Genomic DNA, 18,548 nt, shown 5'->3' on the forward strand with positions numbered 1-18,548 from the left:
TTTTTTAAACTGTGATCAGTGCATTTTAAAAAGGGAAAATTATGTCGGCATCAATCAACCGCTGGGGAATGCTTGCCGCTCACGTGTGCATCAATTTTGTGCTCGGGGGCGTCTACGCATTTAGCTATTTCAAAACACCACTCATGGCGCAATATCACTGGGATCCGGCTACGCTGGCGTTAGCATTCTCTATCAACATGGGGATCATTCCTTTACCGATGATTTGGGGTGGGAGAATGATCGACAATGGTAAAGGAAAGCAGGCGATAGTTATCGGCGGTATCCTGTTTTCTTTAGGTTTTATCTTGTCCGGGTTTGTGGATAATTTGCCCATGCTGTTTTTACCCTACGGCGTCATTGCCGGGTTGGGATCGGGCCTGGCTTTTACGGGTAATCTTAATAATATTCTGAAATTTTTCCCTGACCGTCGCGGTCTTGCCAGCGGTATCGTACTGGCGGGTGTTGGCGTCGGAACGCTACTTTGCACCCGCCTGGCCGAATATTTTATGGCGCAAACTCATGATGTTAGTCGGGCGTTGTTATATCTGGGTATTGTTTATCTGGTGGTTATTTTTATCGTCCAGTTCTTTATTCGTAGCGCGCCAGCAAAAGATAGCGGAGGAATTAAAGCCTCGCCACTGGATAAAGACTATCGGCACATGCTGAAAGATCTGCGCTTCTGGCTGCTGTTTATGATTCTGGCGCTGGGCGTGTTCTCTGGGATGGTAATTAGCTCAAGTTCTGCGCAAATTGGTATGACGCAGTACGGTTTACTGTCCGGTGCATTAGTCGTTAGCCTGGTCTCGATATTTAACTCGATCGGTCGCCTGTTCTGGGGAGGGTTAACCGATAAATTAGGCGGCTATAATACGCTGGTTATTGTTTATCTTTTTACCTGCGTCTGTATGCTGCTGCTGTTGTTCTTCAACGGTAATACTTCGGTATTCTATTTCAGCGCTCTGGGCGTGGGCTTTGCTTATGCCGGTATATTAGTTATCTTCCCTGGCTTGACCAGCCAGAATTTTGGTATGCGTAACCAGGGACTAAACTACGGCTTTATGTATTTTGGTTTTGCCGTCGGTGCGGTTATTGCTCCTTACGTCACGTCCGCTATTGCAAAATATACCGGAAGCTACAATACAGTATTTATTTTGACAACGGTGCTATTGCTTATTGGAGTCGTGTTGACCCTGATAACGAAAAAATATGTCGCAACGGTTTTAGCCAAAATTCATTAATCAGATAATAAGGAAATAAAAATGAAAATTGCAATCGCAGGTGCAGGCGCTATGGGATGTCGTTTTGGCTATATGCTGCTGGAGGCCGGGCACGACGTGACGCTTATTGATGGCTGGCAGGAGCATGTCGACGCTATTCGTAGCAAGGGGTTGTTTGTCGAAACGGAAACGACTCAGAAGTATTACCCCATCCCTGCTATGTTGGCTGATGAATCCCAGGGGGAGTTTGAGCTGGTTATTCTGTTTACCAAAGCCATGCAGTTGGATAGCATGTTACAGCGTATTAAGCCGCTGCTGCCAGCCGCGAAGGTCGTGATGATTTTATCTAACGGCCTGGGAAATATCGAAACCCTGGAGAAATATGTCGATCGGCAGAAAATCTATGCGGGTGTGACGTTATGGTCCAGCGAACTGGAGGGGGCTGGGCATATTATGGCCACCGGTACCGGAACGATTGAACTGCAGCCGATAGCCAGCCAGGATTCGGCTCAAGAGGCTAAGGTCATTGCCACCCTTAATAGTGCTGGATTGAATGCTGAAATAAGCCCTGACGTATTATTATCGATCTGGAAGAAAGCAGCCTTTAATAGCGTAATGAACACCTATTGCGCGTTACTGGATTGTAATGTCGGCGGATTTGGTCAGCGGCCTGGTGCTTTAGATTTAGCGCAAGCGGTAGTTGATGAGTTTGTGTTAGTTGCTGCCAGCCAGAATATTCCGTTGACTGAGCAAATGGTGATGAATACGGTGAAGAAAGTGTTCGATCCGCGTGAGAGCGGCCACCACTATCCTTCTATGCATCAGGATTTACATAAAGGCCGACTGACCGAAATCGACTATTTAAATGGTGCGATTGCGCGAATCGGCGCTCAGAACAATATTGCCGTACCGGTTAACAAACTCCTGACGCAATTGATTCACGCTAAAGAAGCGCAATAAACTTGATAGCTCTTCTGCATGAGGCGGAAGAGCCATTTTCAAACCAGTTTTTTTACCAGCGCCTCGCTATGGCGAATACGCTCCGGCGCCCGCTCTAAATCCTGTTGTACCAGCGCCATAAACAGTAAGTCGGTCAACATCATTTGCGCATGTGTCGAGGAGATAGCGGCGCTGCGCGTCGCCTGCTCTTCAGCAATCGTATACAGACAGCGGGTGGCGCGCTGCTGCAAGGCGTTGGGAGAAAAACCGGTAATGGCCAGGATCTTCGCGCCTGCGCGTAATGTTTCGTCCGCCGCCAGGTTCAGCTCGCGCCGTTCCCCGGAATAAGAGATCGCCAGCAGCAGATCCTCCGGCGCCAGCGCCTGCACCGTCGCCAGCAGGGCGTGCATATCGCGCTCAACCACCGCGTTAATGCCAATCTTCAGTAGCTTCCAGGCAAAATTTTGCGCCACCAGCCCAGAGGCGCCAATCCCGGTGATCACAATACGGCGGGCGTGGCGCAGCATCGTGACGCTTTCTAACAGCTTTTCTTCACTGTTAACGTCCAGCGTGGCGTGCATCGCCGCCACATTCTCTTTAATTAATTTTTCCCCGACCAGGCGCATCGGATCGTCGCCGCGAATCTGGTTATGAACGGGAACGGAATGCGGATTAGGATTGCTGGCCAACGCTTCGCTGAGAGCCAGTTTCAACGCCGGAAACCCTTTAAACCCCAGTTTTTGCGCGAACTTGACTACGCTGGATTGGCTGACGCCCGCTTCAGCCGCCAGTTGCTGCGAGCTCAGATGCCGCGCCGTATCCGGTTGCGCGAGCAGATAATCCGCCAGTTTCCTGTCGCTTTGCGCGAGATCCGGATAACGCTGGCGAATACGAATCAAACAGTTCATGGGCAGCTCCTGCGAAACGTGATGGCGACGACAAAACGAAATTTCACTCGCCTGGGGGAATATTCTATTCCATCATGGACGCTTATTATGAATTAAAAATTCCAGAGGGACAAAAATGAATCTTGGTACCTTAGTGTCTGAAACCCGTAACCCGCAAACGATGGATCTGGATGCGTTGCCTACTCCTGAATTAGTTAAGCGTTTTAATGAACAGGATACGCTGGTAGCGGAAGCGGTAAAAGCCACTCTGCCTGACGTTGCGCGTGCGGTGGATGCCGCTGCGGCGGCGCTGAAGTCTGGCGGACGTATCATCTATATGGGCGCGGGCACCAGTGGTCGGCTTGGCGTACTGGATGCCTCTGAATGCCCCCCGACGTTTGGCGTTCCGCACGGTCTGGTCGTCGGGCTGATTGCCGGTGGGCCGGGCGCGTTGCTGAAAGCGGTCGAAGGCGCGGAAGACAGCCAACAGGCAGGCGAAGACGATCTTGTCGCGCTAAATCTGCAAGAACAGGATCTGGTTGTGGGGCTCGCGGCGTCGGGTCGTACACCCTATGTGATTGGCGGCCTGCGCTATGCGCGACAGTCCGGTTGTACCACTGTTGCCGTCTCCTGTAATCCAGATTCGCCTATTGCGCGGGAGGCTAATATCGCTATTTCGCCCGTTGTCGGGCCGGAAGCGCTTACCGGCTCCACGCGGCTGAAATCCGGCACCGCGCAGAAAATGGTGCTCAATATGATTTCTACCGGCGCGATGGTGAAATTCGGCAAGGTCTATCAAAACCTGATGGTGGATATGAAAGCCACCAACGTCAAACTGGTCGATCGCGCGTGTCGGATGGTCGTTGAAGCGACCGGGATAGGTCGTGAAGAAGCAGAAGCGTTGCTGAAACAGACCGATTTTGAGGTTAAGCCCGCCATTTTGATGGCGCTTACGGGGCTGGATGCTGCAGCCGCCAGGGAAAAACTTGCCGCTCATCAGGGCTTTTTAAGGGCGGCGTTAGAACACTAAAGAGGTGTGTATGGATAAGACGGCAGCGCTCGCCAGCGACATTTTACGTGGTATCGGCGGAGAGCAAAATATTCTGCGCCTGGAAAACTGTATGACGCGAGTCAGGGTGGAGGTACAGGACGACAGCCAACTGGATATTCCGCGCTTAAAAGCGTTGCCTGGCGTCAGTGGATACGTAAAGCAAGGGGAGCAACATCAGCTGATCGTTGGGCCGGGGAAGGCTGCGCAGGTGGTTGATGCGATGCGCGTGCAGATTGCCGCAGGTGGTGTAAAACCGGATGACGCTATGGCGCGTACCAAATCCGAGGCGAAAGCGAAGTATAAAGCGCCGATGAGCGATGCGTTGCGTAAGCTGGCGAATGTTTTTATACCGCTTATCCCCGCCTTTATCGCATCCGGCTTGATTACCGGCATTATCAACATTCTTAAACGTCCGGATATCGTCGGCGATGTTGCCGTCCATTATCCTAACCTGCTGGGCCTGATGGGGATATTTGGTAGCGCGGTGTTCGCTATCATGAACATTCTGGTTGGCGTCAATACCGCGAAAGTCTTTGGCGGATCGCAGGCGTTAGGCGGCGTGATGGCGGGGATCCTTTCCAGCCCGCAACTGGCGCAGATTACGCTCTTTGGCGAGGTGCTTCAGCCGGGACGGGGCGGCGTTATCGCCGTCCTGCTGGTGGTGGCGTTAATGTGCTGGATTGAGCGCCAGTTCCGTAAGCTGCTGCCGGGGTCGCTGGAGTTAATTCTTAACCCTTTATTGACGACTGTTATCACCGGCGCGGTAGCGATTGTCGCTCTGCAACCGCTTGGCGGCTGGATTTCAGACGCTATCGCTCACGGCGCGTCCTGGGCTATCGATCGCGGCGGTTTTCTGGTGGGCGCGGTGTTAGCCGGAACCTTCCTGCCGTTGGTACTGACCGGGCTGCATCAGGGGCTGGTGCCTATTCATGTGGAGCTGGTGCAAGCGCACGGCTATAACGCGCTGTTTCCCATCCTGGCGATGGCGGGCGTTGGTCAGATAGGCGCGGCCATTGCCGTACTGATGAAAACCCGCAATGCGCGACTCAAAAAGGTGATTAAAGGCGCGCTTCCTGTCGGACTGCTGGGGATTGGCGAGCCGCTGATTTTTGGCGTCACGCTGCCATTGGGTAAGCCATTTATTGGCGCTTGCCTCGGCGGCGCGGTAGGCGGGGCGTTGATCAGCTACTGGAAAGTGGCGACGGTAATTACCTTTGGTATTTCCGGTTTGCCGCTGGCATTAACAATTGTTGCCGGAAAAGTCCTGTTCTATCTGTTAGGCTATTTAATAGCGGTAATTGCCGGGTTTATTTTTACCTGGCTGCTGGGGTTCAATGATCCAGAGGAGTAAGGTTTGGTCAGCCACGAGCGTCGTGTCGTCTTTTTTGATTTGGATGGAACGTTACATCAACAGGATATGTTCGGCAGTTTTCTGCGTTATTTGCTGCGCCGTCAGCCGCTAAATGCGCTGCTCGTACTGCCGTTGTTGCCCATTATCGGTATCGGTTTACTGGTAAAAGGGCGTGCGGCCCGCTGGCCGATGAGTCTGTTGTTGTGGGGCTGTACTTTTGGCCATAGCGAAACGCGTTTGCAGGCGCATCAGGCGGATTTTGTCCGTTGGTTTCGCGCTAACGTCACGGCGTTTCCGGTTGTACAGGAGCGTCTGACCACCTATCTATTGAGCTCTGACGCGGATATCTGGCTTATTACCGGTTCTCCGCAATCATTGGTAGAGCAAGTCTATTTTGATACGCCGTGGCTGCCGCGCGTTAACCTCATCGCCAGCCAGATGGCGCGACGGTATGGCGGCTGGGTATTAACCGTGCGCTGTCTGGGCCATGAAAAAGTCGCGCAACTGGAACGTAAAATCGGTACGCCGCTGCGTCTTTATAGCGGCTACAGCGACAGCAAACAGGATAACCCGCTGCTTTATTTTTGCCAGCATCGCTGGCGGGTGACGCCGCACGGCGAGTTGCAGCAGCTCGAATAGTGAAACGCATAGCGTCTGTGTATAATGCCGCCCGCTTTCATTACCGGAGTTACCTCTTTGTCTGATGTCGAATTAGATCACGAATACTGGATGCGCCACGCGCTGACGCTGGCGAAACGCGCCTGGGACGAACGCGAGGTCCCGGTTGGCGCGGTATTGGTGCATAACCATCGCGTCATTGGCGAAGGCTGGAATCGACCCATTGGCCGCCACGATCCTACTGCGCATGCTGAAATAATGGCGCTGCGTCAGGGCGGTCTGGTATTGCAGAATTATCGGTTACTGGATACCACGCTGTATGTCACGCTGGAACCCTGTGTGATGTGCGCAGGCGCTATGGTGCATAGCCGCATTGGACGCGTTGTCTTTGGCGCGCGCGATGCAAAAACTGGCGCGGCCGGATCGCTAATTGACGTGCTGCACCATCCGGGAATGAATCACCGGGTCGAGATTATTGAAGGGGTGTTGCGCGATGAATGTGCGACGCTGCTCAGTGATTTTTTCCGTATGCGTCGTCAGGAAATTAAAGCTCTGAAGAAAGCCGACCGTGCGGAAGGCGCGGGGCCGGCAGTATAGCGCAATGCCGGATAAGACGTTGCGCGTCGCCATCCGATAAGACCATCGCGCTATTTTTCTTCTTTCTTCTGCGGCGTAAACAGTAAAGACGGCGAATGCGTCAGGTAGCCTGATGACTGCGATAAAAACGACAGGAAGGGGAAGGGGGCTTTATTCAGCTCCTCCGGCGACACCGCCGGGTAATCCTGCGCCAGTTTCATAGCTTCCGCTTCCTGCTTTTCTTTTTCCTGCAAATACCCCACCAAACTTATCTGGTATTTACGGATATTTTCCACATAAGCATAAGCCTCATGTCCACGCGCGTAACCGTAGGTTAGCTTACTGTAATACGGTTTTTGGCTTAACAGAGGCAAACGCTGCTTCACATCGGTCCAGCTATCCGGATTGCCTTTGGTTTTTACCGTCAACGATCTGGCATCGAGCATGTGCGCATAACCCATATTGTAGGCGGCTAAAGCAAACCAGATACGCTCGTCTTCCGGAACGGTTTCGGGAACTTTAGCCATCATATCTTCAAGATAGCGAGCGCCGCCGCTGATGCTTTGCTCCGCATCGGTACGGTCGGTCAGCCCCAGACTTTGGGCGGTATTTTTAGTCAGCATCATCAGGCCGCGCACGCCGGTTGGCGAGGTCGCCAGCGGGTCCCAGTGTGATTCCTGATAAGAAATCGCCGCCAGCAGGCGCCAGTCTATCTCTTTGGCATATTTTTTAAATAACGGTTCCAGCTCCGGCAGGACGTTATCTACCGCTCGCAGGAAAGAGCGGGTATCAACGTAGTCGAAATCATCGCCATGTCCCAGATATTTCTCTTCGATCCGCGCCAGAGAACCGTCTTCATTGATCGAATTGAAAAAATCGAGCAGCGCGGCGGAGAGCGTATTATCGTCGTCCAGTCGGCTAAACCAGGTCACGGGCTGTTCATCCGTGACATCCAGCGCCACGGCCAGCTCGGGATGAACGCGCTGAAACAGACTGATCGCCACTGAATCGGCAATGGTGTAATCCAGTTTGCCGCTGATGACCTCTTCCAGCAGCGTCGTCGAGCCTTTTTTATCATCCACTTTCCAGCTCAGGTCGGGAAACTTTGTCTCTTTTAAACGCTGTAAATCATTGACCACGACGTGCCCTGGCGCAATGGTAAGCTGATTCTCGTTAACGGTCGCCAGCGAACGTGGGCGATATTGTCCGACCCGGTAGACGAGCTGTTGCGAAACTGAATAATACATGGGGCCGGGCTGATAGTTTTTAACGCGTGCGCTGTCGTAGACCAGCCCAGCCGCGAGCAGGTCGGCATTGCCGTTATCCAGATCGTCAAACAACTGGCTGATATTCTGGCGCACCGTCACTTTCAGCTTCACGCCGAGATAGTTGGCGAACTGCTGCGCCAGTTCATAGTCCAGACCATATTTTTTACCGTTGATAACGGAATAGGTTAATGGCGAGTCGATCGTACTGACGCGCAGTACCCCCCGGGCTTGAATCGCGGCGATATGGTTTTCGGTTTTACCGAACCAGGGGATTGAGGGCCAAAGGGCTGCTGCCAGCAGCAGCGTCAATATGCCGATGAACAGATAATTAATCTTTAATTTTTTCAATTAGTTAATTCTCTGGATCGTGCGTTGCCTCGGGCTGAAAAAGATGTTTTGCTGCAATAGATAAGTCATTAATGAGCGGCATTTTGCGTAACAATGCGCCAGTTGGCAACTTATTCGCAACGATAGCCGCACCGTATGACAAGAAAAAGCGGTGATTTTATTTCTACGCAAACGGTTTCGTCGGCGCGTCAGATTCTTTATAATGACGGCCGTTTCCCCCCTTGCGCACACCAAAGCTTAGAAGACGAGAGACTTATGATGGAAATTCTGCGTGGTTCGCCTGCACTGTCTGCATTCCGTATCAATAAACTGCTGGCGCGCTTTCAGGCTGCCAACCTCCAGGTCCACAATATATACGCTGAGTATGTCCATTTTGCTGACCTGAACGCCCCGTTAAATGATAGCGAGCAGGCGCAGCTTACCCGTCTGCTGCAATACGGCCCGGCGCTTAGCAGCCATACGCCGGCGGGTAAACTCCTGTTGGTCACACCGCGTCCTGGTACCATCTCCCCCTGGTCTTCAAAAGCAACGGATATCGCCCACAACTGCGGCCTGCAACAGGTTGATCGTCTGGAGCGCGGCGTAGCGTACTATATCGAGGCTTCGACGTTGACGGCGGAACAGTGGCGACAAGTGGCCGCAGAGCTGCACGACCGTATGATGGAGACGGTGTTCTCTTCTTTAACCGATGCGGAAAAACTGTTTATCCACCATCAGCCTGCGCCGGTTTCCAGTGTCGATCTGCTGGGAGAAGGCCGTCAGGCGTTAATTGACGCCAACCTGCGTCTTGGTCTGGCGCTGGCGGAAGATGAAATCGACTATTTGCAGGAGGCGTTTACCAAACTGGGGCGCAACCCGAACGATATCGAACTGTACATGTTCGCCCAGGCGAACTCCGAGCACTGCCGCCACAAGATTTTTAACGCCGACTGGATTATCGACGGTAAACCGCAGCCGAAGTCGCTGTTTAAAATGATTAAAAACACCTTCGAAACCACGCCGGACTATGTGCTCTCTGCCTATAAAGACAATGCCGCGGTGATGGAAGGATCTGCGGTGGGGCGCTACTTCGCCGACCACAATACCGGCCGTTACGATTTTCATCAGGAGCCCGCGCACATTCTGATGAAGGTCGAAACGCATAACCACCCAACCGCCATCTCTCCGTGGCCGGGGGCGGCGACCGGTTCCGGCGGCGAAATTCGTGATGAAGGCGCCACCGGGCGTGGCGCGAAACCAAAAGCCGGGCTGGTGGGCTTCTCCGTTTCCAACCTGCGTATTCCGGGCTTTGAACAGCCGTGGGAAGAGGATTTTGGCAAGCCGGAACGTATTGTCACCGCGCTGGATATCATGACCGAAGGTCCGCTGGGCGGCGCGGCGTTTAACAACGAATTTGGTCGCCCGGCGCTGACCGGTTACTTCCGTACTTATGAAGAGAAAGTGAACAGCCACAACGGCGAAGAGCTGCGCGGCTACCATAAGCCGATCATGCTGGCGGGCGGGATCGGTAATATTCGCGCCGATCACGTGCAGAAAGGCGAGATCGTCGTGGGCGCGAAGCTGATCGTCCTTGGCGGCCCGGCGATGAATATCGGCCTCGGCGGCGGCGCGGCATCGTCAATGGCTTCCGGCCAGTCTGATGCGGATCTCGATTTTGCCTCTGTTCAGCGCGACAACCCGGAAATGGAACGCCGCTGCCAGGAAGTGATCGACCGCTGCTGGCAGTTGGGCGACGCTAACCCAATCTTGTTTATCCATGATGTGGGCGCGGGCGGTCTCTCCAACGCCATGCCGGAGCTGGTGAGCGACGGCGGGCGCGGCGGGAAATTCGAACTGCGCGACATTCTTAGCGACGAGCCGGGCATGAGCCCGCTGGAAATCTGGTGTAACGAATCCCAGGAGCGCTATGTGCTGGCGGTCGCGGCTGACCAGTTGCCGCTGTTCGATGAACTGTGTAAGCGCGAACGCGCGCCGTATGCGGTCATTGGCGACGCTACCGAAGAACAGCATCTCTCGTTGCATGATAACCATTTCGACAATCAGCCGATCGACCTGCCGCTGGATGTCCTGCTGGGCAAAACGCCGAAAATGACCCGCGATGTGCAAACATTGAAGGCGAAAGGCGATGCGCTGAACCGCGCGGATATCACGATTGCCGACGCGGTAAAGCGTGTTCTGCATCTGCCGACCGTGGCGGAAAAAACCTTCCTTGTCACTATTGGCGACCGTACCGTCACCGGTATGGTGGCGCGTGACCAGATGGTTGGCCCGTGGCAGGTCCCGGTGGCTGACTGCGCGGTCACTACCGCCAGCCTCGACAGCTACTACGGCGAAGCGATGTCGATTGGCGAGCGCGCGCCGGTGGCGCTGCTGGACTTTGCCGCCTCCGCCCGTCTGGCCGTCGGTGAAGCGTTGACTAACATTGCCGCGACGCAGATTGGCGATATCAAGCGCATTAAGCTTTCCGCTAACTGGATGGCGGCAGCCGGTCATCCTGGCGAAGATGCCGGTTTATATGACGCGGTTAAAGCGGTGGGAGAGGAACTCTGTCCGCAGCTTGGCCTGACTATTCCGGTGGGCAAAGATTCGATGTCGATGAAAACCCGCTGGCAGGAAGGCAACGAACAGCGCGAAATGACCTCGCCGCTGTCGCTGGTGATTTCCGCGTTTGCCCGCGTGGAAGACGTGCGTCACACCCTTACGCCGCAGCTTTCAACGGAAGATAACGCCTTGCTGCTGATCGATCTCGGCAAGGGCCACAACGCGCTGGGCGCAACGGCGTTGGCGCAGGTCTATCGTCAGCTTGGCGACAAACCCGCGGACGTGCGTGACGTCGCGCAACTGAAAGGCTTCTATGACGCCATGCAGGCGCTGGTCGCTGCGCGTAAATTACTGGCCTGGCACGACCGTTCCGACGGCGGTCTGCTGGTGACGCTGGCCGAGATGGCCTTTGCCGGCCACTGCGGCGTGCAGGTCGATATTGCCGCGCTGGGCGATGACCATCTGGCCGCACTGTTCAACGAGGAGCTGGGCGGCGTGATTCAGGTACGCGCTGAAGACAGAGACGCGGTCGAAGCGCTATTGGCGCAGTACGGCCTTGCTGACTGCGTCCACTACCTTGGTCAGGCCCTGGCTGGCGATCGCTTTGTGATTACCGCTAATGACCAGACGGTATTCAGCGAAAGCCGCACTACACTGCGTGTCTGGTGGGCGGAAACCACCTGGCAGATGCAGCGTCTGCGCGACAATCCGCAATGTGCCGACCAGGAACACGAGGCGAAAGCGAATGATACCGATCCGGGCCTCAACGTGAAGCTGTCGTTTGATATTAATGAAGATATCGCCGCGCCGTACATTGCGACAGGCGCACGACCGAAAGTCGCTGTACTGCGCGAGCAGGGGGTGAACTCTCACGTGGAGATGGCGGCGGCGTTCCATCGTGCGGGCTTTGACGCGATTGACGTCCATATGAGCGACCTGCTGGGCGGTCGTATCGGTCTGGGTAACTTCCATGCGCTGGTGGCTTGCGGCGGCTTTTCCTACGGCGACGTGCTGGGGGCGGGCGAAGGCTGGGCGAAATCCATTCTGTTTAACCATCGGGTGCGCGACGAATTCGAAACCTTCTTCCATCGTCCTCAGACGCTGGCGCTGGGCGTGTGCAACGGTTGCCAGATGATGTCGAATCTGCGCGAGCTGATCCCGGGCAGCGAACTGTGGCCGCGTTTTGTACGTAACCATTCTGACCGCTTCGAAGCCCGCTTCAGCCTGGTAGAAGTGACGCAAAGCCCATCGCTGCTGCTGCAAGGAATGGTAGGCTCACAGATGCCGATTGCGGTTTCCCATGGGGAAGGGCGCGTTGAGGTGCGTGACGATGCGCATCTTGCCGCGCTTGAGAGCAAAGGCCTGGTCGCTCTGCGCTACGTTGATAACTTTGGTAAGGTGACCGAAACCTATCCGGCTAACCCGAACGGTTCGCCGAACGGCATCACGGCGGTGACGACCGAAAACGGTCGGGTGACGATTATGATGCCGCATCCGGAACGCGTATTCCGCACCGTCGCCAACTCCTGGCACCCGGAAAACTGGGGCGAGGATAGCCCGTGGATGCGTATCTTCCGTAATGCGCGTAAGCAGCTTGGTTAATTAGCCCGATAGCCATTAAGCCCCTCTTCACGAGGGGCTTTTTTGTAGACGGCGCTTATCAGGCCCACGGGGAAGCGCGGTTGTAGCTACCGTCTTGAACGTCAAGCGGTAGGCCGGATAAGGCGTTTACGCCGCCATCCGGCAATAAACTAGCGCTTATGCCGCAAGATTAAAGTGTCGGGAAATCCCGACATGAGTGGGGGATAGGTTGTCGCCAAAAAGAGACATTTAACTATTTGATTTTAAATTGTTTTATTTTTAGGTGTTGCAGGTGTTGCTGATTGGCGACAGAAAGGGCAAAAAACAGACAGAGCCATTTTTAGCATGAATAACGATATTTTTCATATCTATCATTATGTTAACAAATTCTTTTGAATGTTGGCACAATTACTGCATAATGGTAACCAGTGGCTCATTCACCTTCTTATGTCAGCCCCTTAGGGACGCGCTACATAAACTTCGAATGACGCACAACAAGGTGCCTGCCGTCCAACTTCTGATAACAGCGTAGCTTTATCAACCTCCGGGCGAAACGTCGAGTTAGGCACCGCCTTATTCCATAACAAAGCCGGGTTTAGCCCGGCTTTGTTGTATCTGGCGCTTCCCTCGGTTAGCATCTTTTTTATTCTTCTTTTATGTGAGCGACACGTTGAAGCGCTGGTCTGTTTTCCCCCGTTCTTTACGACAATTGGTCATGCTGGCCTTTTTGCTGATCCTGCTGCCGTTGCTGGTTCTGGCCTGGCAGGCGTGGCAAAGCCTTAACGCGTTAAGCGATCAGGCTGCGGTGACTAACCGCAGCACGCTTATTGACGCCCGGCGCAGCGAGGCGATGACCAACGTCGCGCTGGAGATGGAGCGAAGCTACCGACAGTATTGCGTGCTTGACGATCCGACGCTGGCAAAAGTGTATCAAAGCCAGCGTAAGCGCTATAGCGATATGCTGGACGCCCATGCCGGCGTCTTGCCGGATGATAAGTTGTATCAGGCGTTACGCCAGGATTTAAACGCGCTGGCGCAATTGCAGTGTAAAGATAGCGGCCCGGAAGCGGCAGCGGCCGCGCGCCTGGAGGCCTTTGCCAACGCGAATACGGAAATGGTGCAGGCGACGCGTACCGTGGTTTACTCGCGCGGGCAGCAGTTACAACAAGAAATCGCCGAGCGCGGACAATTTTTCGGCTGGCAGGCGCTGGTGCTATTTCTGGTGAGCCTGGCGATGGTGCTACTTTTTACCCGCATGATTATCGGGCCGGTGAAAGGAATTGAACGGATGATTAATCGCCTGGGCGAAGGCCGTTCTTTGGGGAATACCGTCACCTTTACCGGTCCGCGTGAATTACGATCGGTGGGGCAGCGCATTATCTGGCTGAGTGAGCGTCTGGCGTGGCTGGAATCCCAGCGCCATCAGTTTCTACGTCACCTGTCCCATGAGCTGAAAACCCCGCTGGCCAGTATGCGCGAGGGGACTGAGCTGCTGGCCGATCAGGTGGTTGGGCCGCTGACGCCGGAGCAAAAAGAGGTGGTCGATATTCTGGATGACAGCAGTCGTAATTTACAAAAATTGATTGAGCAATTGCTTGATTACAACCGGAAACTGGTAGACAGTGCCACAGAGCTGGAAGCGGTCGATATCGCGCCGCTTGTGGATATGGTGGTTTCCGCCCACAGTTTGCCTGCCCGCGCTAAAATGATGCATACCGATGTCGACCTGGAGGCCGAACGCTGCATAGCAGAGCCCATGTTGCTGATGAGCGTGCTGGATAATCTCTATTCCAACGCGGTGCACTATGGCGCTGAATCCGGTAACATTTGTATCCGTAGTCGCTCTCAGGGCTCCACGGTTTATATCGATGTGGTTAATAGCGGCGAGCCGATTCCGCAAACCGAAAGAGAAATGATTTTTGAGCCTTTTTTCCAGGGAAGCCACCAGCGAAAAGGGGCGGTAAAAGGCAGTGGGTTAGGGCTGAGTATCGCCAGAGATTGTATTCGTCGAATGCAGGGAGAGATCCAACTGGTGGATGACAACGCGCAGGAAGTTTGTTTTCGCATCTCGCTGCCATTGCCTGCATCTGACAAACACTAATATGAATTTAAGCCTGGTGCGTATGTCACACGTTTTCGTCCAAACTATTAAACGATGCCTTTTGCGGTGGGGAATACCGGTGGGCATATCGTGTCTGGCGCTGACCGCATGTGTTCCCCATGCTTCACAGCAACTGCCCGGTAGCGCAGCGCAGGACACGCTCCCCCATTATCAACTGGCGGATTATCTCCCGACGGCGTGCGCGGATATCTGGTCGCTACGCGGGCAGGCGGTGGAGACGAATCCGCTGTACTGGCTACGCACGATTGACTGCGCCGATCGTCTGATGCCGGTTCAGTCGCGCGCAGAGGCGCGCGCGTTGACGGATGATAACTGGCAAAATGCCTTCAGGCGCGGGATTTTACTGGCGGATGCAAAAATTACGCCGCCGGAGCGGCGCGCCATAGTGACCCGTCTGGAGGCGTTAAGCGCGCAAATACCGGCTCAGGTACGGCCCGTCTACCAAATCTGGCATGACGGTCAGGCGCTGCAACTGGCGCTTTCTGCCGAACGTCAGCGTTATAGCAAACTCCAGCAAATGTCAGATAGTGAGCTGGATGCGCTGCGCCAGCAGCAACAGGCCTTGCAAACGCAGCTCGATCTTACCACCCGTAAGCTGGAGAGTTTAACCGATATTGAGCGCCAGCTTTCGACACGAAAACCGGCAGGGAATTACAACGCCGATACGCCGCATACGAATGACAAACCCGCGACGTCTGAAGATGGCGCGGCGCCGTCGCCGTCACAAGATGAGGTAACGCCATGATAAGCCGTAAACCGGCGCACCTGCTGCTGGTCGATGACGATCCCGGATTACTGAAATTGCTCGGTATGCGCCTGACCAGTGAAGGATACAGCGTCGTGACCGCAGAGAGCGGCCAGGAAGGACTACGGGTACTACATCGGGAAAAAGTGGATCTGGTAATAAGCGACCTGCGCATGGACGAAATGGATGGTATGCAACTGTTCACAGAAATTCAGAAAGTACAGCCGGGAATGCCGGTTATCATTCTGACGGCGCATGGTTCTATTCCGGATGCGGTGGCCGCTACCCAGAAAGGCGTATTCAGCTTTTTGACGAAGCCGATCGACAGAGACGCGTTATATAAAGCGATAGATGAAGCGCTGGAGCAGTCCGCTCCCGCGACGGACGATAGCTGGCGCAACGCTATCGTTACCCGTAGCCCGCTGATGCTGCGACTGCTTGAACAGGCGCGCATGGTCGCGCAGTCGGATGTCAGCGTATTGATTAACGGACAAAGCGGCACCGGGAAAGAGATTTTCGCACAGGCGATTCATAATGCCAGCCCGCGCAGTAACAAGCCGTTTGTCGCCATTAACTGCGGCGCGTTACCGGAACAGTTGCTGGAGTCCGAATTATTCGGCCATGCGCGCGGCGCCTTTACCGGCGCAGTGAGCAATCGTGAAGGGTTGTTCCAGGCGGCGGAAGGCGGCACGCTGTTTCTGGATGAAATTGGCGATATGCCCGCGCCGTTACAGGTGAAGCTGCTGCGGGTGTTACAGGAGCGCAAAGTCAGGCCGCTGGGCAGCAATCGCGATATTGATATCGACGTGCGAATTATTTCCGCGACGCACCGCGATCTGCCGAAGGCGATGGCGCGGGGCGAATTTCGTGAAGATTTGTACTACCGGCTGAATGTCGTGAGCCTGAAAATTCCGGCGCTGGCGGAGCGTACCGAGGATATTCCGCTGCTGGCTAATCATCTGCTCAGACAGTCGGCACAGCGGCATAAACCGTTTGTTCGCGCCTTTTCTACTGATGCAATGAAACGGCTGATGACGGCAAGCTGGCCGGGCAACGTGCGCCAACTGGTCAACGTCATTGAACAATGCGTGGCGTTAACTTCTTCGCCGGTGATCAGCGATGCGTTGGTCGAGCAGGCGCTGGAAGGCGAAAACACCGCGCTGCCAACTTTTGCCGAAGCGCGAAACCAATTTGAACTGAACTATCTGCGCAAGTTACTGCAAATTACCAAAGGTAACGTGACGCACGCGGCAAGGATGGCGGGGCGCAACCGCACGGAATTCTATAAGCTACTCTCCCGTCACGAACTGGATGCGAATGATTTCAAAGAGTAGTTTTCATGCCGTAAAGTAGCGCGAAATATGTTACGTTTAACCGATCAAAACACAGGCGACCTTTTCAAGGAATAGCATGAAAAAGATTGATGCGATTATTAAACCCTTCAAGCTGGACGATGTCCGTGAAGCGCTGGCCGAGGTAGGTATTACCGGCATGACGGTCACTGAAGTCAAAGGTTTTGGCCGTCAAAAAGGCCACACCGAGCTGTATCGCGGCGCGGAATATATGGTGGATTTTCTGCCGAAGGTAAAAATTGAAATCGTTGTGCCTGACGACATCGTGGATACCTGTGTTGATACCATCATTCGTACCGCGCAGACGGGGAAAATCGGCGACGGTAAGATCTTTGTCTTTGATGTCGCCCGCGTTATTCGTATCCGTACTGGCGAAGAAGACGACGCGGCTATCTGATGTGCCGATTCGCTGCCCGTCTCCTCCTTGTGGGCAGCGAACCACCGTTTAATCGCCCTGCGGTAGCGCCGATGTAGTCCGGGTGCAAACCCATCTCAGGCCGACAATGGCGACGATCAGCGCCACGCAACTTAGCGTCCACTCGCCCATTTGCGAGAAAAAGTGTCCGTAGGCGGCTACCGCCGTATCACTAATTTGCGATTCCGTGGTTTGTTGCGCGACCACGCCAGCCAGCCAGTTAGCGACCGCGCCGGTCGCCAGCATATAAATACCGGTCAGTACGCCCGTGACGCCAGGCAGGTTGAGGCGGGTAATTTGCGCCATCGCGACCGGATCAATAAACAGTTCCGCAAAGCCCATCAGCGCCAGCCCTGCGATCATCATTCCCATTGATGCCTGCCCGTCTAACCGGGCCTGATGCGCGTTTAGCGCCAGCAGCATAAAACCGCCGCCCATCAATACCAGCCCCACGGCAAATTTAAGCCAGACGCGCAGCACCGAGCGGGCGCTCTCTTTCGGGCTGCTCAGCCACGCCAGCACCACGCCCGCCGCCATCACCGCAATCGCATTGACCGACTGGAACAATGCGGTGGGGACGGTCATGTTTAGCCAGTGGCGGTTGACAAAACGGTCGATGAATAAACTGATCGAACTTCCGCCCTGCTGCGCCAGAACCCAGAAGAGAGTGCCGGTGATCATTAACAGAACGATTTGCCACAAGGCGCGACGGTGTTCGGGAAATTTAACCATAATACGGGCGATAAGTTGCGCCGCGAAGACGCAGACAATGGCCAGCACATAGCCAGACCAGTTATTTTCCAGCAGGAGGGTGAAGAATACCGGTGCGATACACAGCATTAATACCAGCCAACCCCAGGTTGGAAGGGCGAATTTAACCGCCCGCAGCGCGGGGCGATTAACACCGCGCGTCTGCTGAAAGTGGCGATGACCGCTTAAAAAGATGAGCAGGCCGATGAACATTCCCACGCCCGCCAGCGCAAAGCCGACATGCCAGCCATACCACTGCGCCGCCAGACCACAGGCGATCGGCGCGGCTATCGATCCAATATTCCCGGCGGCGTAGAGCAGCGAGAATCCCCCGTCGCGGCGGTTGTCATCAGGGGCGTAAAGTTCGCCCAGCAGACAGCTAATATTGGATTTAAACAAGCCGTAGCCGCAGATAATAATGGCCAGCGCCGCATATAAACTCAACGTTGAATCAGATTCTAAGCCCAATACCACATGACCCAGCGTCATCAACAGGGCGCCGGTGATAACCGCCACGCGGTTGCCAAGCAGGCGGTCGGCAAGCCAGCCGCCAAGAATAGGGGTAACGTAAACTAAAGAGGCGTAGGCGCTGAAGAGGTTGATCGCGTGGCTGTCATTAAAACCAAGCTGGTGGGTAAGATAAAGGATGAGTAAGGCACGCATGCCGTAAAAGCTGAAGTATTCCCAAATTTGAATCGCCACGATGTAAAAAATCGCGCGCGGTTGTGAGGGTGTTTTCATAAAGTCTCCTTGCTGCGTGAAAAAAGGGAAGTGGCAAGCCACTTCC

General features: G+C 54.6%; 15 protein-coding genes. 11 read left to right on the forward strand and 4 right to left on the reverse strand.

Annotated features, from left to right (window positions below; genetic code table 11):
- Positions 1-41 precede the first annotated feature (41 nt).
- Both QEN31_RS06155 and QEN31_RS06160 read left to right on the forward strand, forming a co-directional pair.
- Entirely contained in the window at positions 42-1,238 is a 1,197-nt protein-coding gene (locus QEN31_RS06155; RefSeq protein WP_099949624.1) for an L-lactate MFS transporter, read from the forward strand.
- 21 nt (positions 1,239-1,259) lie between these two features.
- Complete coding sequence (locus QEN31_RS06160; protein WP_000684022.1) at positions 1,260-2,177, forward strand: oxidoreductase; 918 nt, start codon at positions 1,260-1,262, stop codon at positions 2,175-2,177.
- Positions 2,178-2,215: 38 nt separating this feature from the next.
- On the opposite strand, the gene QEN31_RS06165 is transcribed toward QEN31_RS06160, so the two are convergent.
- Positions 2,216-3,064 (reverse strand): MurR/RpiR family transcriptional regulator, encoded by an 849-nt coding sequence (locus tag QEN31_RS06165; RefSeq protein ID WP_000995703.1) that lies wholly within the window; start codon positions 3,062-3,064, stop codon positions 2,216-2,218.
- A gap of 115 nt (positions 3,065-3,179) precedes the next feature.
- Between QEN31_RS06165 and murQ the strand changes: the two genes are divergently transcribed.
- From murQ to tadA, 4 genes are read left to right on the forward strand one after another with little or no spacing between them, the layout of a single operon-like run.
- The gene (gene murQ / locus QEN31_RS06170; RefSeq protein WP_001048530.1) at positions 3,180-4,073 is read left to right on the forward strand and encodes an N-acetylmuramic acid 6-phosphate etherase; all 894 of its coding nucleotides are present in this window, start codon (positions 3,180-3,182) and stop codon (positions 4,071-4,073) included.
- 10 nt (positions 4,074-4,083) lie between these two features.
- Positions 4,084-5,445 carry a PTS transporter subunit EIIC gene (locus QEN31_RS06175; RefSeq protein ID WP_000361663.1) on the forward strand — a complete coding sequence of 454 codons (1,362 nt, stop codon included), beginning with the start codon at positions 4,084-4,086 and terminating at the stop codon, positions 5,443-5,445.
- Between the two features lie 3 nt (positions 5,446-5,448).
- The gene (yfhb, locus tag QEN31_RS06180) at positions 5,449-6,084 is read left to right on the forward strand and encodes a phosphatidylglycerophosphatase C (protein WP_000253558.1); all 636 of its coding nucleotides are present in this window, start codon (positions 5,449-5,451) and stop codon (positions 6,082-6,084) included.
- 24 nt (positions 6,085-6,108) lie between these two features.
- On the forward strand, positions 6,109-6,660 hold the full coding sequence (gene tadA / locus QEN31_RS06185) for a tRNA adenosine(34) deaminase TadA (RefSeq protein ID WP_001134566.1): 552 nt from the start codon (positions 6,109-6,111) through the stop codon (positions 6,658-6,660).
- Between the two features lie 50 nt (positions 6,661-6,710).
- Here tadA and mltF read toward each other — a convergent pair whose 3' ends face one another.
- Positions 6,711-8,255 (reverse strand): membrane-bound lytic murein transglycosylase MltF, encoded by a 1,545-nt coding sequence (gene mltF / locus QEN31_RS06190; protein ID WP_000734248.1) that lies wholly within the window; start codon positions 8,253-8,255, stop codon positions 6,711-6,713.
- Entirely contained in the window at positions 8,256-8,489 is a 234-nt protein-coding gene (locus tag QEN31_RS06195) for a hypothetical protein (protein ID WP_001747289.1), read from the reverse strand.
- Positions 8,490-8,510: 21 nt separating this feature from the next.
- Between QEN31_RS06195 and purL the strand changes: the two genes are divergently transcribed.
- The 5 genes from purL to glnB all read left to right on the forward strand — a co-directional run bounded on the left by purL (position 8,511) and on the right by glnB (position 16,993).
- A complete protein-coding gene (gene purL / locus QEN31_RS06200) occupies positions 8,511-12,398 on the forward strand; it encodes a phosphoribosylformylglycinamidine synthase (protein ID WP_000970045.1) in 3,888 nt (1,295 codons plus the stop codon).
- A 649-nt stretch (positions 12,399-13,047) separates the two neighbouring features.
- The gene (qseE, locus tag QEN31_RS06205) at positions 13,048-14,478 is read left to right on the forward strand and encodes a two component system sensor histidine kinase QseE/GlrK (RefSeq protein WP_001670672.1); all 1,431 of its coding nucleotides are present in this window, start codon (positions 13,048-13,050) and stop codon (positions 14,476-14,478) included.
- Position 14,479: 1 nt separating this feature from the next.
- On the forward strand, positions 14,480-15,244 hold the full coding sequence (qseG, locus tag QEN31_RS06210) for a two-component system QseEF-associated lipoprotein QseG (RefSeq protein WP_001054236.1): 765 nt from the start codon (positions 14,480-14,482) through the stop codon (positions 15,242-15,244).
- Complete coding sequence (glrR, locus tag QEN31_RS06215) at positions 15,244-16,578, forward strand: two-component system response regulator GlrR (protein WP_024131115.1); 1,335 nt, start codon at positions 15,244-15,246, stop codon at positions 16,576-16,578. The genes qseG and glrR overlap by 1 nt, the downstream gene beginning before the upstream one ends.
- Positions 16,579-16,654: 76 nt before the next feature.
- The gene (gene glnB / locus QEN31_RS06220; protein ID WP_000717694.1) at positions 16,655-16,993 is read left to right on the forward strand and encodes a nitrogen regulatory protein P-II; all 339 of its coding nucleotides are present in this window, start codon (positions 16,655-16,657) and stop codon (positions 16,991-16,993) included.
- A gap of 48 nt (positions 16,994-17,041) precedes the next feature.
- On the opposite strand, the gene dtpD is transcribed toward glnB, so the two are convergent.
- A complete protein-coding gene (dtpD, locus tag QEN31_RS06225; RefSeq protein ID WP_000856793.1) occupies positions 17,042-18,502 on the reverse strand; it encodes a dipeptide permease DtpD in 1,461 nt (486 codons plus the stop codon).
- Positions 18,503-18,548 lie beyond the last annotated feature (46 nt).

Origin of the sequence: Salmonella sp. SA15303 (assembly GCF_029962125.1) — a bacterium.
GTDB lineage: Bacteria > Pseudomonadota > Gammaproteobacteria > Enterobacterales > Enterobacteriaceae > Salmonella > Salmonella enterica.